At 35.9% G+C, this 19,180-nt stretch carries 20 protein-coding genes; 17 read left to right on the top strand and 3 right to left on the bottom strand.

Translation table 11 applies throughout. The features are described from left to right. Positions 1-149 precede the first annotated feature (149 nt). The 12 genes from BMW64_RS11425 to BMW64_RS20675 all read left to right on the top strand — a co-directional run bounded on the left by BMW64_RS11425 (position 150) and on the right by BMW64_RS20675 (position 12,860). Positions 150-1,373 carry a 3'-5' exonuclease gene (locus BMW64_RS11425; protein WP_090000089.1) on the top strand — a complete coding sequence of 408 codons (1,224 nt, stop codon included), beginning with the start codon at positions 150-152 and terminating at the stop codon, positions 1,371-1,373. A 21-nt stretch (positions 1,374-1,394) separates the two neighbouring features. After that, positions 1,395-1,586, top strand: a complete 192-nt coding sequence (locus BMW64_RS21115) for a DUF5808 domain-containing protein (protein WP_394332261.1) — start codon at positions 1,395-1,397, stop codon at positions 1,584-1,586. Positions 1,587-1,742: 156 nt separating this feature from the next. Beyond that, the gene (gene lysA / locus BMW64_RS11415; RefSeq protein ID WP_177175274.1) at positions 1,743-2,942 is read left to right on the top strand and encodes a diaminopimelate decarboxylase; all 1,200 of its coding nucleotides are present in this window, start codon (positions 1,743-1,745) and stop codon (positions 2,940-2,942) included. A 171-nt stretch (positions 2,943-3,113) separates the two neighbouring features. Further along, positions 3,114-4,847, top strand: coding sequence for a thiamine pyrophosphate-dependent enzyme (locus BMW64_RS11410; protein WP_090000086.1), 1,734 nt, complete (start codon positions 3,114-3,116; stop codon positions 4,845-4,847). 231 nt (positions 4,848-5,078) lie between these two features. Beyond that, a complete protein-coding gene (miaB, locus tag BMW64_RS11405) occupies positions 5,079-6,518 on the top strand; it encodes a tRNA (N6-isopentenyl adenosine(37)-C2)-methylthiotransferase MiaB (RefSeq protein ID WP_090000135.1) in 1,440 nt (479 codons plus the stop codon). A 3-nt stretch (positions 6,519-6,521) separates the two neighbouring features. After that, positions 6,522-7,574 carry a PDDEXK nuclease domain-containing protein gene (locus tag BMW64_RS11400; protein ID WP_090000085.1) on the top strand — a complete coding sequence of 351 codons (1,053 nt, stop codon included), beginning with the start codon at positions 6,522-6,524 and terminating at the stop codon, positions 7,572-7,574. Next, a complete protein-coding gene (locus BMW64_RS11395; RefSeq protein WP_090000084.1) occupies positions 7,558-7,986 on the top strand; it encodes a hypothetical protein in 429 nt (142 codons plus the stop codon). Before BMW64_RS11400 ends, BMW64_RS11395 begins: the two co-directional genes overlap by 17 nt. A gap of 81 nt (positions 7,987-8,067) precedes the next feature. Further along, positions 8,068-9,363 carry a sigma-54 interaction domain-containing protein gene (locus BMW64_RS11390; RefSeq protein WP_090000083.1) on the top strand — a complete coding sequence of 432 codons (1,296 nt, stop codon included), beginning with the start codon at positions 8,068-8,070 and terminating at the stop codon, positions 9,361-9,363. A 10-nt stretch (positions 9,364-9,373) separates the two neighbouring features. Next, positions 9,374-10,069, top strand: a complete 696-nt coding sequence (locus BMW64_RS11385) for a DUF4013 domain-containing protein (RefSeq protein WP_090000082.1) — start codon at positions 9,374-9,376, stop codon at positions 10,067-10,069. Beyond that, on the top strand, positions 10,062-10,583 hold the full coding sequence (lptE, locus tag BMW64_RS11380) for an LPS assembly lipoprotein LptE (RefSeq protein ID WP_090000134.1): 522 nt from the start codon (positions 10,062-10,064) through the stop codon (positions 10,581-10,583). Before BMW64_RS11385 ends, lptE begins: the two co-directional genes overlap by 8 nt. A gap of 1 nt (position 10,584) precedes the next feature. Further along, a complete protein-coding gene (locus tag BMW64_RS11375) occupies positions 10,585-12,663 on the top strand; it encodes a hypothetical protein (RefSeq protein ID WP_090000081.1) in 2,079 nt (692 codons plus the stop codon). A gap of 50 nt (positions 12,664-12,713) precedes the next feature. Next, a complete protein-coding gene (locus tag BMW64_RS20675) occupies positions 12,714-12,860 on the top strand; it encodes a hypothetical protein (RefSeq protein WP_177175273.1) in 147 nt (48 codons plus the stop codon). 64 nt (positions 12,861-12,924) lie between these two features. On the opposite strand, the gene rnpA is transcribed toward BMW64_RS20675, so the two are convergent. Genes rnpA through BMW64_RS11355 form a run of 3 tightly spaced genes read right to left on the bottom strand, consistent with a single transcriptional unit; the run spans position 12,925 to position 14,668 of the window. Further along, complete coding sequence (gene rnpA, locus BMW64_RS11365) at positions 12,925-13,299, bottom strand: ribonuclease P protein component (protein WP_090000079.1); 375 nt, start codon at positions 13,297-13,299, stop codon at positions 12,925-12,927. Positions 13,300-13,323: 24 nt separating this feature from the next. Then, on the bottom strand, positions 13,324-14,049 hold the full coding sequence (locus BMW64_RS11360) for a tRNA threonylcarbamoyladenosine dehydratase (protein ID WP_090000078.1): 726 nt from the start codon (positions 14,047-14,049) through the stop codon (positions 13,324-13,326). Next, complete coding sequence (locus BMW64_RS11355; RefSeq protein ID WP_090000077.1) at positions 14,042-14,668, bottom strand: TatD family hydrolase; 627 nt, start codon at positions 14,666-14,668, stop codon at positions 14,042-14,044. The genes BMW64_RS11360 and BMW64_RS11355 overlap by 8 nt, the downstream gene beginning before the upstream one ends. A gap of 97 nt (positions 14,669-14,765) precedes the next feature. On the opposite strand from BMW64_RS11355, the gene BMW64_RS11350 reads away from it, so the two are divergent. From BMW64_RS11350 to porD, 5 genes are all read left to right on the top strand, one after another. Further along, positions 14,766-15,395 carry a TetR/AcrR family transcriptional regulator gene (locus tag BMW64_RS11350; protein WP_090000076.1) on the top strand — a complete coding sequence of 210 codons (630 nt, stop codon included), beginning with the start codon at positions 14,766-14,768 and terminating at the stop codon, positions 15,393-15,395. Positions 15,396-15,498: 103 nt separating this feature from the next. Continuing rightward, positions 15,499-16,494 (top strand): outer membrane protein assembly factor BamD, encoded by a 996-nt coding sequence (locus BMW64_RS11345; RefSeq protein WP_090000075.1) that lies wholly within the window; start codon positions 15,499-15,501, stop codon positions 16,492-16,494. A gap of 41 nt (positions 16,495-16,535) precedes the next feature. Then, positions 16,536-16,859, top strand: coding sequence for a DNA-directed RNA polymerase subunit omega (locus BMW64_RS11340; protein WP_029298198.1), 324 nt, complete (start codon positions 16,536-16,538; stop codon positions 16,857-16,859). Positions 16,860-16,981: 122 nt separating this feature from the next. Beyond that, complete coding sequence (coaBC, locus tag BMW64_RS11335) at positions 16,982-18,184, top strand: bifunctional phosphopantothenoylcysteine decarboxylase/phosphopantothenate--cysteine ligase CoaBC (protein WP_090000074.1); 1,203 nt, start codon at positions 16,982-16,984, stop codon at positions 18,182-18,184. Positions 18,185-18,220: 36 nt separating this feature from the next. Continuing rightward, positions 18,221-19,129 (top strand): type IX secretion system protein PorD, encoded by a 909-nt coding sequence (porD, locus tag BMW64_RS11330; RefSeq protein ID WP_090000073.1) that lies wholly within the window; start codon positions 18,221-18,223, stop codon positions 19,127-19,129. The last annotated feature ends 51 nt before the right edge of the window (positions 19,130-19,180 follow it).

The following is a 19,180-nucleotide window of genomic DNA, read 5'->3' as shown; positions in this document are numbered from 1 at the left end:
AAGATTGTTATAATTTTTCCTAATTTAGCAGGATTGTCAAAGACAAATACACACGCGTTATGGCATAAGTTATGTTATAAATTTTAACAGTAAAGTACAGTCTGTACGTGATATTAGTAGATTAATCTAAAGAAAGTTGTAAAAATTTAATGTATTCAATTATTGATATAGAAAGCAATGGTGCAGGTTACAGAAAAGAATGCATTATAGATATTGCTGTTTACAGGTATGACGGGCAGAAAATTACGGACCAGTTTATTTCTCTTGTAAATCCTGAAAGTGATATCACGCCTTTTGTACAGAAGCTTACCGGTATTACTCCCAACATGGTAAAAACGGCTCCGAAATTCCATGAGATCGCACGCAGAATTGTGGAAATCACGGCCAATACCACTTTAGTAGGACATAATATCGATTTTGATTACAGAATGCTTCGTCAGTCTTTTCAGAGATTAGGTTATGATTTTAAAATCAATACATTAGATACTATTCCGCTTGCTAAAAAACTGATTCCTGATGAGGTAAGCTACTCACTCGGGAAACTGGTAAAATCTCTAGGAATCCCTCTTACCAATCATCATAGGGCAGACGGTGATGCGCGGGCAACATTAGAGTTATTTAAACTTTTAGTTTCAAAAGATACTGAGAACGAGATCATCCAAAAGCAACACGAAGAGTCTAATGCTAAAACCTATATCAATAAGATCAAGGAACTTACGCAGGATCTCCCGAATGAAAAAGGGTTTGTTTATTTCCAGAATGAGGAAGGAAAAATTATTTTTTCAGATCATGTTCAGGATGTTAATAAATTTTCGAAAAAAGTATTCAATTCCAAATCTAAAAAATGGGAAGCAGTTCAGCAAGCTGTTGAGCAGATCAATTATGAGCTTACCGGGACCGATATTATTGCAAAGCTGATCCAGAATTCAAAGGGAATTAAAAAAAGAGAAATACTTCCTTTTGGTCTTTATTACAGGAACAATAATTATCTTGTCGAGAAAAATAAACTAAATAAAACCGAAAAGCCTATCCTCAAATTCAGATCATTTACACAAGGCTCAAAAGCGGTTCAGTTTATCGGGAAAATAGATGATTATTCTGAGATTGAGTTTTTTAAAAAGAAAATTGATTTCAGAAAACGAAACGAATTGTGGTTAGGACAAGGCAGAAAATTGGGCGAAAAACTTTTTCTCATTATTGAAAATGGCAAAGTGATTTCTTATGGATTTTATGAGCTTTTTACCCAGATTCAGACCATGAGTAAAATATCAAAATTGAAAATTGACCTCCAGTATCAATCCGGTGATTTGGTGAATGAATTGCAGCTTGCACTTATTCGCGGAGATTTTGAAACCTTACCGCTGCCTAAATAGTTATTTTTATTACAACTAATTATGGAAAATCATCAGGAAAATTCGTTCTGGAAATTTGGGCTCTTCTATTATAATAAAAGGGATAAGCGACTGTTCCCTCCCAAAAGATTTGGTCTCGGATGGACCATCAATTTTGCTAATCCATTTTCTATTATTGCCTCTTTATTAATTATAATTTTAATCTTTTTAATATCAAGAAGGTTTGCTAAGTAAGTGAAATAAACTTTTTAAAGCTTGTTTAAAAGTTTTTTATTCTTTAAAATTGAAAATAAAAGAATAACGTTCTATGTATTTGATTTTAAATGATAAATAATTTCTTATTACCTTTGTATCCTCTTAATAATATAAAAGAAGTTTACTTAATTAATTATGAATTCAAAAGAATTACTGAAGATTGCCAATGAGTTTGGTACACCGGTGTATGTTTACGATGCTGAATCCATTAAGACTCAATATGAGAAACTTACATCTTCTTTTCTTAAACACACAAAGTTCTTCTATGCTGCGAAGGCGTTGACAAACATCAACATCCTCAAGTACGTCAAGAACCTGGGTGCTTCTTTGGATTGCGTGTCGATTAATGAAGTAAAGCTGGGACTTAAAGCAGGATTTCCGAAGGAAAAGATATTATTCACGCCAAATTGTGTGGATCTTGCTGAAATTGAAGAGGCGATGAGCTTCGGCGTGCATATTAATATTGATAATATTTCCATTCTTGAGCAGTTCGGGAATAAATACGGAAATACCTATCCTATTTTAGTAAGAATCAATCCGCATATTTTTGCGGGAGGTAATTATAAAATTTCCACGGGGCATATCGATAGCAAATTCGGGATCTCCATTCATCAGGTTCGTCATATCGAAAGGGTGATGAAATCTACCAACCTTAATGTTGAAGGGCTGCATATGCATACCGGAAGTGAAATCAAAGATCCGGATGTATTCCTGCAGGCTTTGGATATCATGCTGGAATTGTCTGAACATTTTCCTAATTTAAAATACCTTGACATGGGAAGTGGATTTAAAATTCCTTATCAGGATACCGAAGAGGAAACGGATGTAAAAACCTTAGGGAAAAAAGTAGAAAAGGTAATCTCCGATTTTTCAAAATCTACAGGAAAGAAGTTTGAATTGTGGTTTGAACCAGGGAAATTCCTTGTCGGGAAAAGCGGATATTTATTAGTTAAGGCTAATGTGATCAAGCATACGACAGCAACGGTTTTTGTAGGAGTAAACTCAGGATTCAATCACCTGATCCGTCCTATGTTTTACGATTCTTATCACGTTATTGAAAATTTGTCTAACCCTAAAGGTGCAGAGAGAATTTATACCGTAGTCGGAAATATTTGTGAAACTGATACTTTTGCCTGGGACAGAAAATTGAATGAAGTAAGAGAAGGTGATATTTTGGCATTCCATAATGCGGGCGCTTACGGCTTTGAGATGAGTTCTAATTTTAATTCAAGGCTCAAACCGGCAGAAGTTTTGTTTTTAGACGGAAAAGCACACCTGATCAGAAAAAGAGATGAATTTGAAGATCTTCTGAGAAATCAGATTGAAATAATTTAATAGATATTGGCTCCACAGAAATTGTGGAGTTTTTTATTTTAAATTTTATAAAACCCCTTACTTCGGATTCCGATAATTCTTACATTTGTTAGTGGCATAATCTTTACAGAGATAAGCTGTTGATCCATTCCAGTTCATTCACAAAAAATAAACACCAAAAAAATATTAATTATGGCTAAAAACATAGCAGAGCAAATAGTAGAAATGCTCGAAAATGCGAATGTGAAAAGAATCTACGCAGTTACCGGCGACAGTCTTAATCACCTGAATATTGCCGTTAAAAAAAGCAGTATTGAATGGATTCACGTAAGACATGAAGAAGCAGGAGCTTATGCCGCAGCCGCGGAGGCCGAGCTGGATGGTTTTGCAGTATGTGCCGGAAGTTGTGGTCCAGGTCACGTACATCTCATTAATGGTGTGTATGAAGCGCACCGTTCTCATGTTCCGATGTTGGTCATTGCTTCTACTATTCCGAGCGAGGAAATGGGCATGGATTACTTTCAGGAAACAAATACCATCAAACTTTTTGACGATTGCAGTTACTACAACCAAATGATCACGAGGCCGGAACAGGTGCAACGTACCGTTCAGACGGCCATTCAGCATGCAATTTCTAAAAAGGGTGTTGCGGTGATTGGTCTTCCGGGGGACGTTTCGGAGCTGGATGCAGAAGAGGCAGTGACTTCCAATAAAATTTTCAAAACCAATCCTATTATTCGCCCTTCTGATGAAGAGTTGGGGCAATTGGCAGGTTTAATCAATGAAAGCAAAAAAGTAACAATCTATTGCGGAATCGGAGCGGAAAATGCCAATGCGGAAGTAGTAGAGTTGTCTAAATATTTAAAAGCTCCTGTAGGATATTCATTCCGTGGAAAAATGGCTATTCAGCCGAATAATCCTAATGAAGTGGGTCTTACAGGCCTTTTAGGGCTTCCTTCTGCGTATCATGCGATGCATGAGGCGGATCTCTTAATTATGCTGGGAACAGATTTTCCGTATGAGAAATTTATGCCCGTAAAAAATAAGATTGTTCAGATTGATGAAAGTCCTGAAAGATTGGGGCGCAGAGCCAAGCTTGAATTGGGACTTGCAGGAGATATAAAAGAAACGATCAAAGCTTTATTGCCTTTATTAAAAGAAAAGACAGATACAAATTTCCTGAAGCAGCAACTGGAATTCTATGAAAAGGTTAAAGAAAATCAATTGACCTATGTAAAAGATCCCGGAACGGAAAACGGCATTCAGCCGGAATTTGTCACTCATACTTTAGATAAATTAGCCGCAAAAGATGCTGTTTTTACGGTAGACACGGGAATGTGCTGCGTGTGGGGCGCAAGATATATTACCGGGACGGGTGCAAGAAAAATGTTGGGTTCCTTTAATCATGGATCTATGGCTAATGCAATGCCAATGGCCATCGGAGCTTCTCTGGCTTACCCGGGAAGACAGGTGATTGCCATGTGCGGCGACGGAGGTCTTTCCATGCTATTGGGAGATATGGCTACCATATTTCAGTATAAACTTCCTGTTAAGCTCATTGTTTTTAACAACCGTTCTTTGGGAATGGTAAAACTCGAAATGGAAGTTGGTGGTATGCCGGATAACGAAACAGATATGGTAAATCCGGATTTTGCAATGGTTGCCCACGCGATGGGATATCCCGGTAAAAACGTTCATAAACCTGAAGAAGTAGAGTTTGCTATTAAAGAATGTCTTGATTATAACGGTCCTTACCTGCTGAATATTTTTACCAATCCTAATGCTTTGGCATTGCCTCCAAAAATTGAATTTGATCAGGTACTTGGAATGACTAAGTCAATGGCGCAGCTGATGCTCGGTGGAAAAATGGAAGAAGCGCTGGATACGGTGAAAAGTAATTTCAAGCATATTAAAGATCTCTTATAATTTTTAATCATAATTAAATGCACTAAAGTTTTTGATTTTTTTGAAAACTAATTATTATAGTTGGGAGTTCTACATTTTGAATCTCCCATTTTTATTAAAATGCTTTGTTTAATTAAATTACTGTCCTGACATTCTGTCACAATATTTTGTATCTTTGCAAATTAATTCAAGTTTAAAGTTTATGGTCGGAAAACTTTAAACTTTACATATTTGAACTTTAAACAGATTATTGTGCAGGAAAAATATATAGACGAAACAAAACAAGGAGAAGCATTTGCAATTGCTGAAAAAGACGGAAACTCAAAGAAGTTATTTCTTGAGAGCTATGGATGTCAGATGAATTTCTCTGACTCTGAGATTGTTGCATCTATTCTTAATGAACAGGGATATAATACCACGCTTAAGGCAGAGGAAGCTGATTTGATTCTTCTCAATACATGCTCCATTCGTGAAAAGGCCGAACAGACCGTAAGGATGCGCCTTTCCCAATTCAAGAATCTTAAAAAAGAAAAGCCTAATATGACCGTTGGTGTTTTGGGCTGTATGGCCGAAAGGCTGAAAACAAAATTCCTGGAAGAAGAACAATTGGTCGACCTTGTTGTTGGCCCCGATGCTTACAGGGATTTACCCAATCTTTTAAAAGAAACCGAAGACGGTAGAGATGCGATCAACGTTATTCTTTCTAAAGAGGAAACATATGCGGATATCAATCCTGTTCGTCTGGGTGGAAACGGTGTTACGGCATTTGTTACCATTACCAGAGGTTGCGACAATATGTGTACTTTCTGTGTGGTTCCTTTTACAAGAGGAAGAGAAAGAAGCCGCGATCCGCATTCAATTTTGGATGAATGTAAAAGCCTTTGGGAAAGTGGATATAAAGAAATAACACTTTTGGGACAGAATGTAGATTCATATTTGTGGTACGGAGGTGGTCCTAAGAAAGATTTTGCTAAAGCATCCGAAATGCAGAAAGCAACGGCCGTTAATTTTGCGCAACTTCTTGATTTAGTAGCTAAAGCAGTGCCTCAGATGCGAATCAGATTCTCGACTTCCAATCCGCAGGATATGTGTCTGGATGTATTCAGGATGATGGCAAAACATGATAATATCTGCAAGTATGTTCATTTACCGGTTCAGAGCGGAAGCAATAATATGCTGGAAGCCATGAACAGACAACATACCCGCGAAGAATATTTAGATTTAATTAAAAAAGCGAAAGAAATTGTTCCAGAAGTAGCATTTTCTCAGGATATGATTGTTGGTTTCTGCAATGAAACTGAAGAAGATCATCAGGATACATTAAGCCTGATGAGAGAAGTAGAGTATGACTATGGTTATATGTTTGCTTACTCGGAAAGACCTGGAACGCCTGCACACAAGAAAATGGAAGACAATATTCCGGCTGATGTTAAGCAAAGACGTCTGGCTGAGGTGATTGCTTTGCAGGGAGAATTATCCAGAAAAAGAATGAAATCTTATGTTGGAAGAGTTCATCAGATTTTAATAGAAGGGATTTCCAAGAAGAACGAAAACCAATGGAAAGGAAGAAATTCCCAGAATGCCGTTTGTGTCTTTGATAAACTGGAAGGGCAGAAAATTGGTGACATTGTGGACGTTTTTGTTTTTGATAATACCCAAGGCACACTTTTAGGGGAAACTGTTTCAAAATAAATTATGACCGTGGATTTAACGAATAAACATCTTGTACAAAATATTTCTGCATTGCTTGAAAATGCCAGAAATAAAGTTGTTGTTGCCGTTAATCAAACCATTGTTCTTACTTATTACGAAATCGGAAGAATGATTGTAGAAGATGAGCAGAAAGGAGAAAACCGTGCAGAGTACGGCAAGGCTGTTCTTAAAGATTTATCTTTCCATCTTTCAGAGAGATTTGGAAAAGGTTTCTCAGTTGAAAATCTTGATAGAATGAGATTTTTTTACAAAACTTATTCAAAACAAATTTCGTCAACACTGTTGACGGATTCTCAAAACCAAATTTCGCAAACTCCGTCTGCGGAATTCAATCTTTCATGGTCACATTATCTTAAATTGATGAGAATCAAAGATAGTAATGAAAGAAAATTCTACGAAATAGAAAGTTATAAAAATAACTGGAGCTTACGCGAACTGCAAAGACAATATGATTCTGCTTTATATGCGAGACTGTCTTTAAGTAAAAATAAAGAAGAAATTCTTCAGCTTGCAGAAAAAGGTCAGATCATAGAAAAGCCAAAAGATCTCATCAAAGATCCTTATGTACTTGAATTTTTAGGTTTATCTGAAAAATCAACATATTCTGAAGGAGATCTGGAATCTCAATTAATTGACAAATTAGAACATTTCCTTTTAGAATTGGGAAATGGTTTTACTTTTGTCGGAAGACAGCAAAGAATTACTTTTGAAGAGAAGCATTTTTATATAGATCTGGTATTTTATAACAGGATCCTGAAATGCTTTGTGCTAATTGATTTAAAAATTGGCGAGCTGAAACATCAGGATATCGGACAAATGCAGATGTATGTGAATTACTTCGACAGAGAAAAGCGTCTTGAAGGCGAAAATAAAACTATAGGAATTATTCTTTGTCAGGACAAAAGTGAAGCATTGGTTCAGTACACTTTGCCGGAAGACAATGAACAGATTTTTGCAAGTAAATATTTTACGGTGTTACCAAGTAAACAAGATTTTATTAACATTTTAAACTCAGACAATGGAAAAACTTCATAAATATTGCCTAAGTGTATTGTTGGTAATAATCTGCAGTAACATTTCCGCGCAGATCAGTAATGGTTCTGGGGAAAATGATGATTGTAAGCAGTTATACAGGCTTTACCATCAGATTTTAAATCAGGAACATGAATTTTCCGGAGGATTTTGTATCAATAACAGATCGATCCGGAACTTTGCAATAGGCCATAAAGAAAATGCCATTGACCTGATTGGAAGCGGATTTCCTGAGCATCAAAACATTTGTTTCAAAAGCAAATTCGGAGGAGATTTTGTCAATAATCATCAAAAACATTCCCTGCTCCTTTACAATTACGAAAAAAACAGTAAAGCAAATCTCTTTGCTGGAATTTTATATTTTAAAGCTAAAGTTTCAAAAGTCAGAAATAAAGATTATTTACATTTAAGTTGATTTAATTTCAGAATTCAAATCATTTAAACATTAATCATTTACAGTAAAAACATAAAACTGTAGATCAAAATAATCTAATTTATGAGTAACGAGTTACAAAGTATAAAAAATCGTTTCGGTATTATCGGAAACTTTCCGGCGTTAAACCGTGCATTGGAAAAAGCTATTCAGGTTGCACCGACAGATATTTCTGTTCTTGTCATCGGTGAAAGTGGCGTAGGGAAAGAGTTTATTCCTAAAATTATCCATTCAGAGTCTAAAAGAAAACATCAGCCTTATATCGTCGTTAACTGCGGAGCTATCCCGGAAGGGACTATTGATTCTGAATTATTCGGACACGAAAAAGGAGCTTTTACCGGTGCTACAGCTACCAGAAAAGGATATTTTGAAGTTGCTGATGGTGGAACAATTTTCCTTGATGAGGTCGGTGAATTACCTTTACAGACGCAGGTTCGCCTATTGAGAGTGCTGGAAAGTGGCGAATTCATGAAAGTTGGTTCTTCGCAGGTTCAGAAAACAAATGTAAGAATTGTTGCGGCGACCAATGTGAATATGATGAAGGCTATTCAGGACGGTAGATTCCGTGAAGATCTTTATTACCGTCTGAACACCGTACAGATCGATATGCCTCCTTTGAGAGAAAGAAAAGGTGATATTCACTTGTTATTCAGGAAGTTTGCTATCGATTTTGCCGAAAAATACAGAATGCCGGAGCTCGAGCTTGAGCCGGGTGCGGTACATTATATCGAAAATTATACTTTTCCCGGAAATGTGCGTCAGCTAAGAAATCTTGTGGAGCAAATGACTGTTGTAGAAAGAAACAGACATGTCACCGTTGAAAAACTGGCAGAATATATCCCAATGGAGTCTCATCTTCCGATGGTTGTCAATACACCTAATTCCCAAAAACAAAGCGATTTCGGAAGTGAAAGGGAAATCATGTACAAAATTCTATTTGACATGAGAAGCGATATTAATGATTTAAAATCCTTAACTTCGGAATTGATAAAAAACCGCGGAACCTCGGATCTGAGCAATCATGAGAAAAATTTGATTAACAGAATTTATACTCCTGAAAGTCAACAGAATGTAGCGCCGAGTTCATTGCTGTATTTTGAAAATGGCAACAACAATAATAATTCTGCAATTCAGAATCCGACAATTATTTCAGAGCCTGAAAACAGCTATGAAGATATTGAGGATATTGAAATTGAAGAACACAGACCGGAATCTTTATCTCTGCAGAATAATGAAAAGGATTTGATCATCAAAGCATTAGAGAAACATAAAGGAAGAAGGAATAAAGCGGCAGATGAACTGGGAATTTCACAAAGAACATTATACAGAAAAATAAAACAATATAATTTAGAAGAATAAACTATTAACAATGAATTTTGATTTAATCACAAACAAAGGCTATAATTTTAATATAGGAAAATATATTGCAGAAGGGTATGATCTTTTTAAAAAGGATGTTGGTGGTTTCATACTCGCAACGTTATTAACCTTTATCATGAGTATCATTCCGTTTTGTGGAATACTTGCTATCGGAAACTTTTATAAGATCTGCAGAAAAGCAGATCAGGGAGAAAAAGTGGAAGCAGGTGATATATTCGATTTTACAGACTTTGTGGTGTATTTGAAATTATTGGTATTGGTTTTCATTATTGTTATGATTCTCATGATTCCGATGCAAATAACATTGATTCCTGTTTTAATTGCTGCATCTGAAGATGGTGAAAACATCAATGCTGCAATGTTGGCAGGAGGAATGGGGATTTGGTTTATCCTGTATGTTTTGTTTCTGATTGCATTTTCAGTTTCTCTTTTCTTTGTGCAACCACTTATTTCTCTTTATAGAGTTCAAAGTGTGAGACAGGCATATTCACTTTCATGGAAGATTGCCAAAAAGAATTTTCTGCTGATCTTTCTATTTACAATCATTGTAAGCATTATTTCACAATTAGGAATTCTCGCATGCGGAATAGGTTTGTTTTTTACAATTCCTATAGGAATCTGCATAAAATATGCAGCATATAAAGATGTCCTTGAGACACAAAATCAAAAAATTAGTTATGAATAAGATAAAAATTATCTTCGGATGTATTATTCTCATACTGTTTCAGCAATGTTACACCTTCTCGGGTTCATCTCTCAAGGATGAAAAAACGATTCAGATCAATGAATTCCCAAATAATGCTCCTTTGGTAAATCCTACTTTGTCGCAGCAGTTTTCTACGGATATCCAGAACCGGTTTTTACAAAGAACTACTTTAAAAGGGACTAAAGAAAATCCTGATATTCTGGTTGAAGGTGAAATTACAGATTATTCCATTACGCCTACGACCATCAGTTCTACTACAGTGCCTACGACGACAGGAGGAACGGTGCAGGAATCTCAGAATAAACTTACCATCACGGTGAAAGTGCATTATGAAAATAAGCTTCACCCTGAATTAAGTTTCGACAGAACCTACTCTGATGAAGCGGTTTTCAACAGTAGTTTGTCGCAGTCTGATATCGAGAGCTCTCAGGTGAAAATTGCGACGGACAGAATTATTAATAAGATATTTAACGATATTGTAGCGAATTGGTAAGATGAATCATAGAGTTTTAGAATTATTAAAGACCCCAAAAAGCATTCAGTCAGAGGATCTCCATCTTCTGGAAGAGGAAATTAATTCTTTTCCCTATATTCAAAATATCAGAGCATTATATTTGTACGGGGTACATTTGTATGATAAAGATAATTATCAGAAAGTGCTTTCCACTACCGCGGCTTATACCACAGATAAAAAGATTCTGTATCAGCTTATTAATGGTAAAATTCAGCAAAAAACCAAAGTTGAAAGTCTTGTTAAAGTTGTAAAGGAAAAAATAATACCGGCCGAAAATCCGCTTCAGCTTTTACTGAGGTCTAAAGCTTCAGCATTCCCGCTAAAAAGAGAAGAAACTCCGGTTGATGTTCCAATTGTTGATGCAGAGCCTGAAATTGTTGAAAAGCAAACGCAGCTTATCAGCGATCAGGAAACCTTTGGTGTCACTCCTGCTCCAAAACTTGAAGCGAAAGAGGTTTTTGTAAATGGAGAACGGAACAGAATTTTATTTGAAGGTGAAGAAGATTTTCTTGAAAATGACGATGTGGAAACCATTGATCTCGAATCGACATTAGAATCTGGTTCTATCATCACATACAAAGCGGAGAAAAAAGAACAGTCTCAAATCTACGATAAAGAAGTTCCGGAGCAAAAAGAAAAAGAAGCCGAAAACGCCGAAAATTTCACTTCGGAAACAATTATTGAAGAAGAAAAAATTACTCAGGAAGCGGAAAAAGAAGAGGTGTCAGGTTCGTCAGATTTAAGCTTTCACGAAACAGAAACTTTCCTTCCTGATGTTCAGATATCATCAAATGAAGAACAGGAAAAAGTCCAGGTAGATGACAATTCTCCTTTAGACAAAACTGCAGAGGATGCGAATTTTACACATGAAAAAATTATTCATGAAGATGAAATTTCATCAAAAGAAGAGGAATCAGTTAATGATGAAGCAGAATTAAGCTTTCACGGTATGGAATCATTTCTTCCTGAAGTTAAAATTGAGGCAAATAAACCTGAAGAAAGAATAGCCGAAATTTCTCAACCTAATGTCAGCAAACATGAGGACGAAATGCGCAGACTGATCGAAGAGGTCGAAAGAAAGATGAAAGAAAAAGCGGCTTCTGAAAAAACTGAAAAACAGGAGGAACCGGAAAACACAGGACATGATATCAGCTTTGCAGAAACTCAAAGTTTTGAAGTAAAACCTCAGCCGGAAGTTGAAAAAGAAGCTGGAGAAATCGATGTACAGCCTCAAACTTCTGAAGAATTAAATGAAGAGCCAGCAGAATATAATGAGGATGTTGAAGAAAAAGCTGAAGTACATTCTGTATGGAAGCCGATGTCATTTGAATCCAACCTTCCTGACTCTTTACTGAATAAATCAGAAGAAATTAAAAGTCATGAGGCAGATATTCCATTAAAGGAAACGATCGCAGAGGACATTAAAGCCGAACCAAAAGAAGAAACTGTATCCGAACCGGAACAAATTTCTGAACCGGCGAAACAAGCTGCTGAAATTATAGAACCGTCCGAAAATATTCATACTGAAGAAAAACAGCAGGAAGCACAGGACGAGAACAAGGAAGAAGCACCAGTAATGAATGTTTCATTCTTTGGGTCAGGGTGGACAATCGCTCAGCCCGAGAAACAGCAGGAAATTCATCACGAAGAAGAAAAAATGGATTCTGAATCAGAGAATGTTGTTAAAGAGCAGAAATCAACTGCGCTTGATAGCAATATTCCCGGATTTATCAACACTTGGCAGAGTTGGCTGAAGATTGACCGATCAGAAGGAGTTCAAAAAGAGAAAGCCGAAATCAAAAATAAAGTGATCGAAACTTTTATTGAAACCAACCCGAAAATCAGTCAGCTGAAAGAGGAAAGCAATTTTGTAGTAAAGGAAAAAGGTGATGATATTTCACATTTGATGACGGAAACACTGGCCAATTTATACTTTGAGCAAAAACTTTACACCAAAGCGATCAAAGCATTCGAAATTTTAATTAAAAAAACGCCTGAGAAGAAAGAATATTATGAAGGAAGAATTCAGGAAATAAAGGATTTTAGAACCAAAGGATAATCACCATGAATGTACTGTCAATTACCCCTTTCCAGATTATATTCCTATTGATGGCAATAGTAGTATTATATGTTTCCGCAATAGCGATCTTATTCAAAAACAAATCAGGACTGTTGCCTTATCTGATATTGCTGGTATTTCCGGTAATAGGACCTTTAGGAATTGTTATGGGAAATTATACTAAGAAAATAAAATAAAAACGGGCGGAAATTTTTCCGCCCGTTTTATTTTTTTATAATGTGTACTCCTTAAGAATACTGATTATGACTTTTTCTGGCCCTGGCATAGTTTGATAAACTGCTCTTCAACATCCTGAAACTTTTCCGGCATTTCAGAAGATGCCCAAAAAAGCATTGCCATTGTTTTATCTCCGAAAGATTCCTTAAAGAGATTTTTATTCAAACGGTAGCATTCCCGCAAAAGCCTTTTTATGCGGTTTCTATGAACGGCTTTTTTGAAATATTTCTTTGAAACCGAAACTGCAAATTTTGTGCTTTCAACAGGGTTTGCGGGTTTGTCTTTAAGCATAATGATTCTCAGATTCCCATTTGTTCTCCATTTACCTTTTTCAAAAAGTAAAGAAATTTCAGTATTTTTCTTGAGTTTTTCGGCTTTGGGATATTTGAAGTTTGTCATTTACGACGTAAATATAAGAGAATTTTAATCTTTTTTCACTAAATAATTAATAACTTCCGCCGCCGCATACAACCCGAAAATAGCGGGAATAAAGCTGATTGTTCCGTAAAAAGATTTTTTAAAATTACTTCCGTCAGTCATTTTAAGGCTTTCCTCCTTCTGTATTTCATTAGAAAAAACGCATCGGATTCCTTTATTGATCTTTTCTTTTTTAAGTCTTTTTCGGACTTGTTTCGCCAGGAAGCAATTATGAGTTTTGCTGATATCTCTTACCATCACCATGCTTGGGTCTGTTTTTCCTCCCGCTCCCATAGAGCTTACTACTTTTATTTTTCTTCTTCGGGCGGCAATTAATAAGGTCAGTTTTGGAGTTACACTGTCAATACAGTCAAGAATGTAGTCAAATTTCCCTTCATCAAGGATCTGGTCCATTCTTTCAGGATTCAGAAACTCATTGATTTTGGTTAAATTTAATTCAGGATTAATATCCAAAAGTCTTTCCGCTACCACTTCCACCTTATGCTTTCCAATAGTTGAATGTAAAGCAGGTAATTGTCTGTTGATGTTGGTAATATCCACCGTATCGCCGTCTACGATTGTCATATTCCCGACTCCGGCTCTTGCAAGGAATTCTGCGGCAAAAGATCCTACACCTCCTAAACCTACTACAAGAACATTTGCTTTACCCAGCTTCCCGAGGCCTTCTTCCTTGATCAGAAGCTCCGTTCTTTCCAACCAGTATTTATCCATTTTTTATTGTCTCTAAATTTTCTAAAATCTGTACATTTAAACTTTCTAAAGAAATTCCTTTCAGTTCCGACACTTTTAAATACAATTCTCTGATATCGAAATCGTCATTGTCGGTCTCTAAAAAAATCTTATCTAAAGGAGTAATTTTCAAAGTATTTTGCAAAGATAAATTATACAAAACCGCTTTTCCAAAACTCAGGTAAAAATTATTTTTAAGCAGATCTCTTGCAATGCTTTCTTTTTTATTAAATCCATGAATGATCATCGGCTGTTTTGCATATTTTTTAAAAGAAATTATTTCATAAAATTTTCTTACACAATGAATAATGATGGGCTTTTTAACTTCATTGGCGAATTTTATCTGTCTTAAAAATACTTTCTCCTGAATTTTCTGATCTATATCTACAAATGAATCCAGACCGCATTCTCCGATTGCCACGCATTTTTCAGTAATGTGAGATTCCAGCCAATGAAATTGTTTTTCGATCGCAGAGGAGTCAATGTCTTTTGGATGAATTCCTATGGAATAAGGAACTTCCGCCGGAAAGCCCTGCCAGTCGAGATTATAGATTCCAAAGGAAACATTTTTGTTATGGTGATGAAAATCAAAAAAATCCATATTCAAAAATACTATTAATTTAGATTTAATGTAAAATTCTTAAACGAACGTTTATAAATCTGTTAAAAATTTCTTAACTTTACTAAAAGTGCACTACATGAAGAAAAAATTTACTGAAAAACAGATACACATTTTAGACATTGCAGAAGAGCTGATTGCCAAGAAAGGCTATGAGGGTACATCTGTGAGAGATATTTGTTCTAAAGCTAGTATCAACGTTGCGATGATTTCCTATTACTTTGGTTCCAAAGAAAAAATGATGTCTTATCTTTACCAGTACCGGGTATTGAAGACAAGGGAAAATTTTTCAGAATTTGCAGATACCATTAAGGACGGAAAGCCGGAAATGCAGATGAAAGAAATTATTAAATATATTGTAGCTCAGTTATTTAAATATAATTATTTTCACGGTTTTGTTACGCAGGAGCTTCGTCATACCGAAAATCTTAAAGACGAATTAATGGATTTCTACCAGTTATTCGTTAAAAAGCTAGATGAAGTTATCAAAAAAGGTGTCACTTCTGGAGTTTTTACTTTTACTCCCAAACCGGAAGATATTTTAACAACTATTATTGGTTCTACTTTATTTGTTATCCGAAACAGAAATTTTTACGAGCTGTATGTTCCTAACAAAAGCGAGGAAACCTATTCGAAAGAAGCCGAAAAAAAAGTAAGAATGAATCTATTAATGAGTGTTTTTGCAATTTTGGGATACGCAGCAGACTAAAATTACGTTAAATAATCATAAAAAAAAATCTATTGACAAAAAAGTTATATTTTTGCAAATTAGTATATCGGCTGTATAATCCGAAAACTGTTGAATTTTTTATATGAAAAAATATATTTTAGGTCTTTTTGCTGTAGCTGTAGTTGCATCATGCGTGAGCAAGCAGGAAAAAGCAATGAAAAGTGCGGATAAAAACCTCATCTTAAAAACCGCTAATGAAAATTTTGCCAAAAAGAAATGGAAAAATGCGTTGGCGCTTTATGACAGACTTACCAATTTGGTAGCCGGAACGGATGATTTTCCCAATGTTGCCTTTAATACAGCATATGCTAACTACTATGATAAAAATTTCAGGCTGGCAGGGAACCAATTCAAAAATTTTTCGGTAAACTTTCCTAAAGATCCGAGAGCAGAAGAAGCAGCTTATATGGCGGCTTTATGTTACTATGAAGGATCTATGGATTATAACCTGGATCAGTCTACGACACAGTCGGCAATCGCACAGCTTCAGGAATTTTTAAATAATTATGCGAATTCTGAAAGAGCCAAAAATATTAACACCCTGATTGATGAACTTTCTTATAAGCTGGAATTCAAAGCTTATGAAAATGCAAAACAGTATTACAAAATGGGTGAATACAAGGCTGCAAACGTTGCTTTTGAAAATGTTTTGGAAGATTTTCCAAGTACAAAACTTCGTCCTCAGATTTATGATTATATCTTAAAATCACGCTATGAGCTGGCCAATAAATCGGTTTATGATCTTAAAGATGAGCGTATTGAAAGCGCATTAGCCTTTACAAAACAGGTTGAAAAAGAAATGCCAAATACCGATCTTGCCAAAACAGCAATAGATCTCAGAGAAAAGCTGGAAAAGGAAAAGAAAGATTTTGTAGTTGTTAAAAAGCAGACCGAAGCAAAAATTGCCGCTCTGACAGAAAGACAAAAGAAGCTTGAAGCTCAGAATGCGGAAAAGACAAAAACAGAGCAGCAGATGAAGGATCAGGTAGATGCAGAGAAAAAAGCAACCCAGATCCGTAGAGATAGTGCAGCGATTAATACACCTCCGCCGGCAGCCACTTTCAAAATTCAAAGATAATTCGTAAATTTGCGAACTTAAATAAAAATAATATTCTCAAAATGAGTGTAAAAGATACAAAAGCAGAAGTAAATACCATTACTTACGATAAGGATAAGATTGAAGACAAAGTAGGCTCAATCTACGAAGCGATTGTTATCATGGGAAAAAGAGCAGAGCAGATCAATGCTGAAATCCGTACGGAACTTCACAATAAGCTTGATGAGTTTGCAGTTCACAATTCCACATTAGAAGAAGTTTTCGAAAACAGAGAGCAGATCGAAATCTCAAAGCATTATGAAAAACTTCCGAAGCCAACTTCTATTGCGATCGAAGAATGGCTGAACGGAGATGTTTACTTCAGAAAAACTGAAGAGAGAAAATAAAAATCAATGTGTTTTTTATATATAAAGGTCATAAAGGAAATCTTTTCTTTATGACCTTTGTTGTTTGAACAGGTGTTTGTGAGAAAAAATAAGTAATTTAGTATTCTTAAAATTAAAATTGAATGAGTCTTTCCGGCAAAAAAATTCTCATTGCGGTTTCCGGAGGAATTGCAGCCTACAAAATCCACTTTCTCATCAGAGATTTTATTAAAAAGGGAGCTGAAGTACAGGTAATTATGACTCCTGATGCGGAACAGTTTGTGACTAAACTCAGCATTTCTACATTGTCTAAAAAACCGGTATACACAGATTTTTATGGAGACAACGGAACCTGGAACAGTCACGTAGAACTGGCTTTATGGGCAGACATAATGCTTGTTGCGCCGTGTACGGCCAATACATTATCCAAAATGGTTCACGGAATGTGTGATAACCTGGTGATTGCAACGTATATGTCTGCAAAATGCCCTGTTTTCATCGCTCCTGCGATGGATCTGGATATGTATGCGCATCCATCAACCAAAAGAAATATTGAGTTGGCGGAAAGTTTTGGACATGTGATTATTCCTGCAGAAAACGGAGAACTGGCAAGCGGATTGATCGGGCAAGGAAGAATGTCTGAGCCTGAAACAATAGCTAAAGCCATTGAAGATTTTTTTAATTCAGATACTAAAAAAACACTTGAAGGAAAAACGGTTTTAATTACAGCCGGACCAACATATGAAGCCATTGACCCTGTACGGTTTATCGGAAATCATTCTTCCGGGAAAATGGGGTTTTCTTTAGCAGAAGAAGCTTCAAAAAGAGGAGCGAAAGTTATTTTAATTTCAGGGCCGAGTTCTGAAAAAACGGATCATAAAAATATTGAGCTTCATAAAGTAACTTCAGCAAAAGAAATGCTGGAAAAGGTTTTTGAGTTCTATGATAAAGCTGATATTGGAATTGCCAGTGCTGCTGTCGCAGATTATGCTCCGAAAGAAGTGGCCAAAGAAAAAATTAAAAAGAATGATGATCATTTAACAATTGAATTGGTAAAAAATCCTGATATTCTTAAAACGATGGGCGAGAAGAAAACACATCAGTTTTTGGTTGGTTTCGCATTGGAAACCCAGAATGAAGAAGAAAATGCAAAAGCAAAACTTGAAAAGAAAAATCTGAATATGATCGTTCTCAATTCTCTTCGCGACGAAGGGGCAGGATTCAAAAACGAAACCAATAAAATAAAAATATTTACCCCAACGGAAAAGAAAGAATTTGAGCTTAAATCAAAAGATGAGGTCGCAAAAGATATTTTGGATTTCGTTGATACTCAACTTTTAAAATAATTTTAATAAATTTCCGTTCTCAATCTTTACTAGAAAATGAAAAAAATAATAAGCATATTTTTACTTCTGTTTTTGTATAATCTTAGTTTTTCCCAGGAGCTGCTGGCTACTGTTCAGGTAAATTCACAGCAGTTGGGCGGAAGTAATCAGTCTGCATACAAGGCATTGGAGAAAAGTTTAAGAGACTTTATCAATAACACAAGCTGGACGGGAAAGAGACTTCAGAACTTTGAAAAAATAAAATCAAATTTTGCGATTGTTATCAGCGAAAGAGACGGAAACCGATTCAGGGGAAGCATCGTTGTACAGGCGGTGCGTCCGGTTTTTAATACTACGTATGAGTCGCCGCTTATCAACCTTCAGGATCAGAGATTTTCTTTTGATTATGTGGAAAATGAGAACCTGATTTTCAACGAAAGACAGTTTTCAGGAAAGAATTTGATTGACGTTATCAGTTTCTATGTTTATGTAATTCTGGGTATTGATGCCGACAGCTTTCAGTCGATGGCGGGGACGCAATGGTTTCAAAAAGCACAGCAGATCGCACAAAACGGAGAATCTCAGAATACATATGATGGATGGAAGCAGATCAATGAGCCAAGAAGCCGCTCTATTTTAATCAAGGAAATTTTAAGTCCGAACTGGAGCCAGCTACGTGCAACCATTTATTCGTATCACAGGGCAGGATTGGATAATCTTTTTAACCAAGACCAGACTGCCGCGAAGAAGGTAATATTTGATGCTTTAATGCAGTTGAAACAATACGAAAATTCCTTCCAGCAGGCTTATTTCTTTAATCTTTTTATGGATACAAAAGCCGATGAAATTTTCAATATATTCAATTCCGGAAATAACGGAGGTATTGTGTTGGGAGATCTGAAAAACGTCATGACCATTATTTCTCCTAAAAGTACAGAGTCACGATGGAACAAATGGAAACAGTAATCTTCGCTTGAATCCTGAAATCTAAAGTTCTATATTTGCAATAGCTAAATA

The sequence above is a fragment of the Chryseobacterium taichungense genome (assembly GCF_900109935.1).
GTDB classification, from domain to species: domain Bacteria; phylum Bacteroidota; class Bacteroidia; order Flavobacteriales; family Weeksellaceae; genus Chryseobacterium; species Chryseobacterium taichungense.
Note: the sequence above shows the minus strand (reverse complement) of the source record. Positions and strands in the feature narration are given on the sequence as shown.

Excerpts from the sequence above, each read along its gene's own strand:
- BMW64_RS11425 (WP_090000089.1), top strand. The coding sequence starts at position 150 with ATGTATTCAATTATTGATATAGAAAGCAATGGTGCAGGTTACAGAAAA.
- BMW64_RS21115 (WP_394332261.1), top strand. The coding sequence starts at position 1,395 with ATGGAAAATCATCAGGAAAATTCGTTCTGGAAATTTGGGCTCTTCTAT.
- lysA (WP_177175274.1), top strand. The coding sequence starts at position 1,743 with ATGAATTCAAAAGAATTACTGAAGATTGCCAATGAGTTTGGTACACCG.
- BMW64_RS11410 (WP_090000086.1), top strand. The coding sequence starts at position 3,114 with ATGGCTAAAAACATAGCAGAGCAAATAGTAGAAATGCTCGAAAATGCG.
- BMW64_RS11400 (WP_090000085.1), top strand. The coding sequence starts at position 6,522 with ATGACCGTGGATTTAACGAATAAACATCTTGTACAAAATATTTCTGCA.
- BMW64_RS11395 (WP_090000084.1), top strand. The coding sequence starts at position 7,558 with ATGGAAAAACTTCATAAATATTGCCTAAGTGTATTGTTGGTAATAATC.
- BMW64_RS11390 (WP_090000083.1), top strand. The coding sequence starts at position 8,068 with ATGAGTAACGAGTTACAAAGTATAAAAAATCGTTTCGGTATTATCGGA.
- BMW64_RS11385 (WP_090000082.1), top strand. The coding sequence starts at position 9,374 with ATGAATTTTGATTTAATCACAAACAAAGGCTATAATTTTAATATAGGA.
- lptE (WP_090000134.1), top strand. The coding sequence starts at position 10,062 with ATGAATAAGATAAAAATTATCTTCGGATGTATTATTCTCATACTGTTT.
- BMW64_RS11375 (WP_090000081.1), top strand. The coding sequence starts at position 10,585 with ATGAATCATAGAGTTTTAGAATTATTAAAGACCCCAAAAAGCATTCAG.
- BMW64_RS20675 (WP_177175273.1), top strand. The coding sequence starts at position 12,714 with ATGGCAATAGTAGTATTATATGTTTCCGCAATAGCGATCTTATTCAAA.
- rnpA (WP_090000079.1), bottom strand. The coding sequence starts at position 13,299 with ATGACAAACTTCAAATATCCCAAAGCCGAAAAACTCAAGAAAAATACT.
- BMW64_RS11360 (WP_090000078.1), bottom strand. The coding sequence starts at position 14,049 with ATGGATAAATACTGGTTGGAAAGAACGGAGCTTCTGATCAAGGAAGAA.
- BMW64_RS11355 (WP_090000077.1), bottom strand. The coding sequence starts at position 14,668 with ATGGATTTTTTTGATTTTCATCACCATAACAAAAATGTTTCCTTTGGA.
- BMW64_RS11350 (WP_090000076.1), top strand. The coding sequence starts at position 14,766 with ATGAAGAAAAAATTTACTGAAAAACAGATACACATTTTAGACATTGCA.
- BMW64_RS11345 (WP_090000075.1), top strand. The coding sequence starts at position 15,499 with ATGAAAAAATATATTTTAGGTCTTTTTGCTGTAGCTGTAGTTGCATCA.
- BMW64_RS11340 (WP_029298198.1), top strand. The coding sequence starts at position 16,536 with ATGAGTGTAAAAGATACAAAAGCAGAAGTAAATACCATTACTTACGAT.
- coaBC (WP_090000074.1), top strand. The coding sequence starts at position 16,982 with ATGAGTCTTTCCGGCAAAAAAATTCTCATTGCGGTTTCCGGAGGAATT.
- porD (WP_090000073.1), top strand. The coding sequence starts at position 18,221 with ATGAAAAAAATAATAAGCATATTTTTACTTCTGTTTTTGTATAATCTT.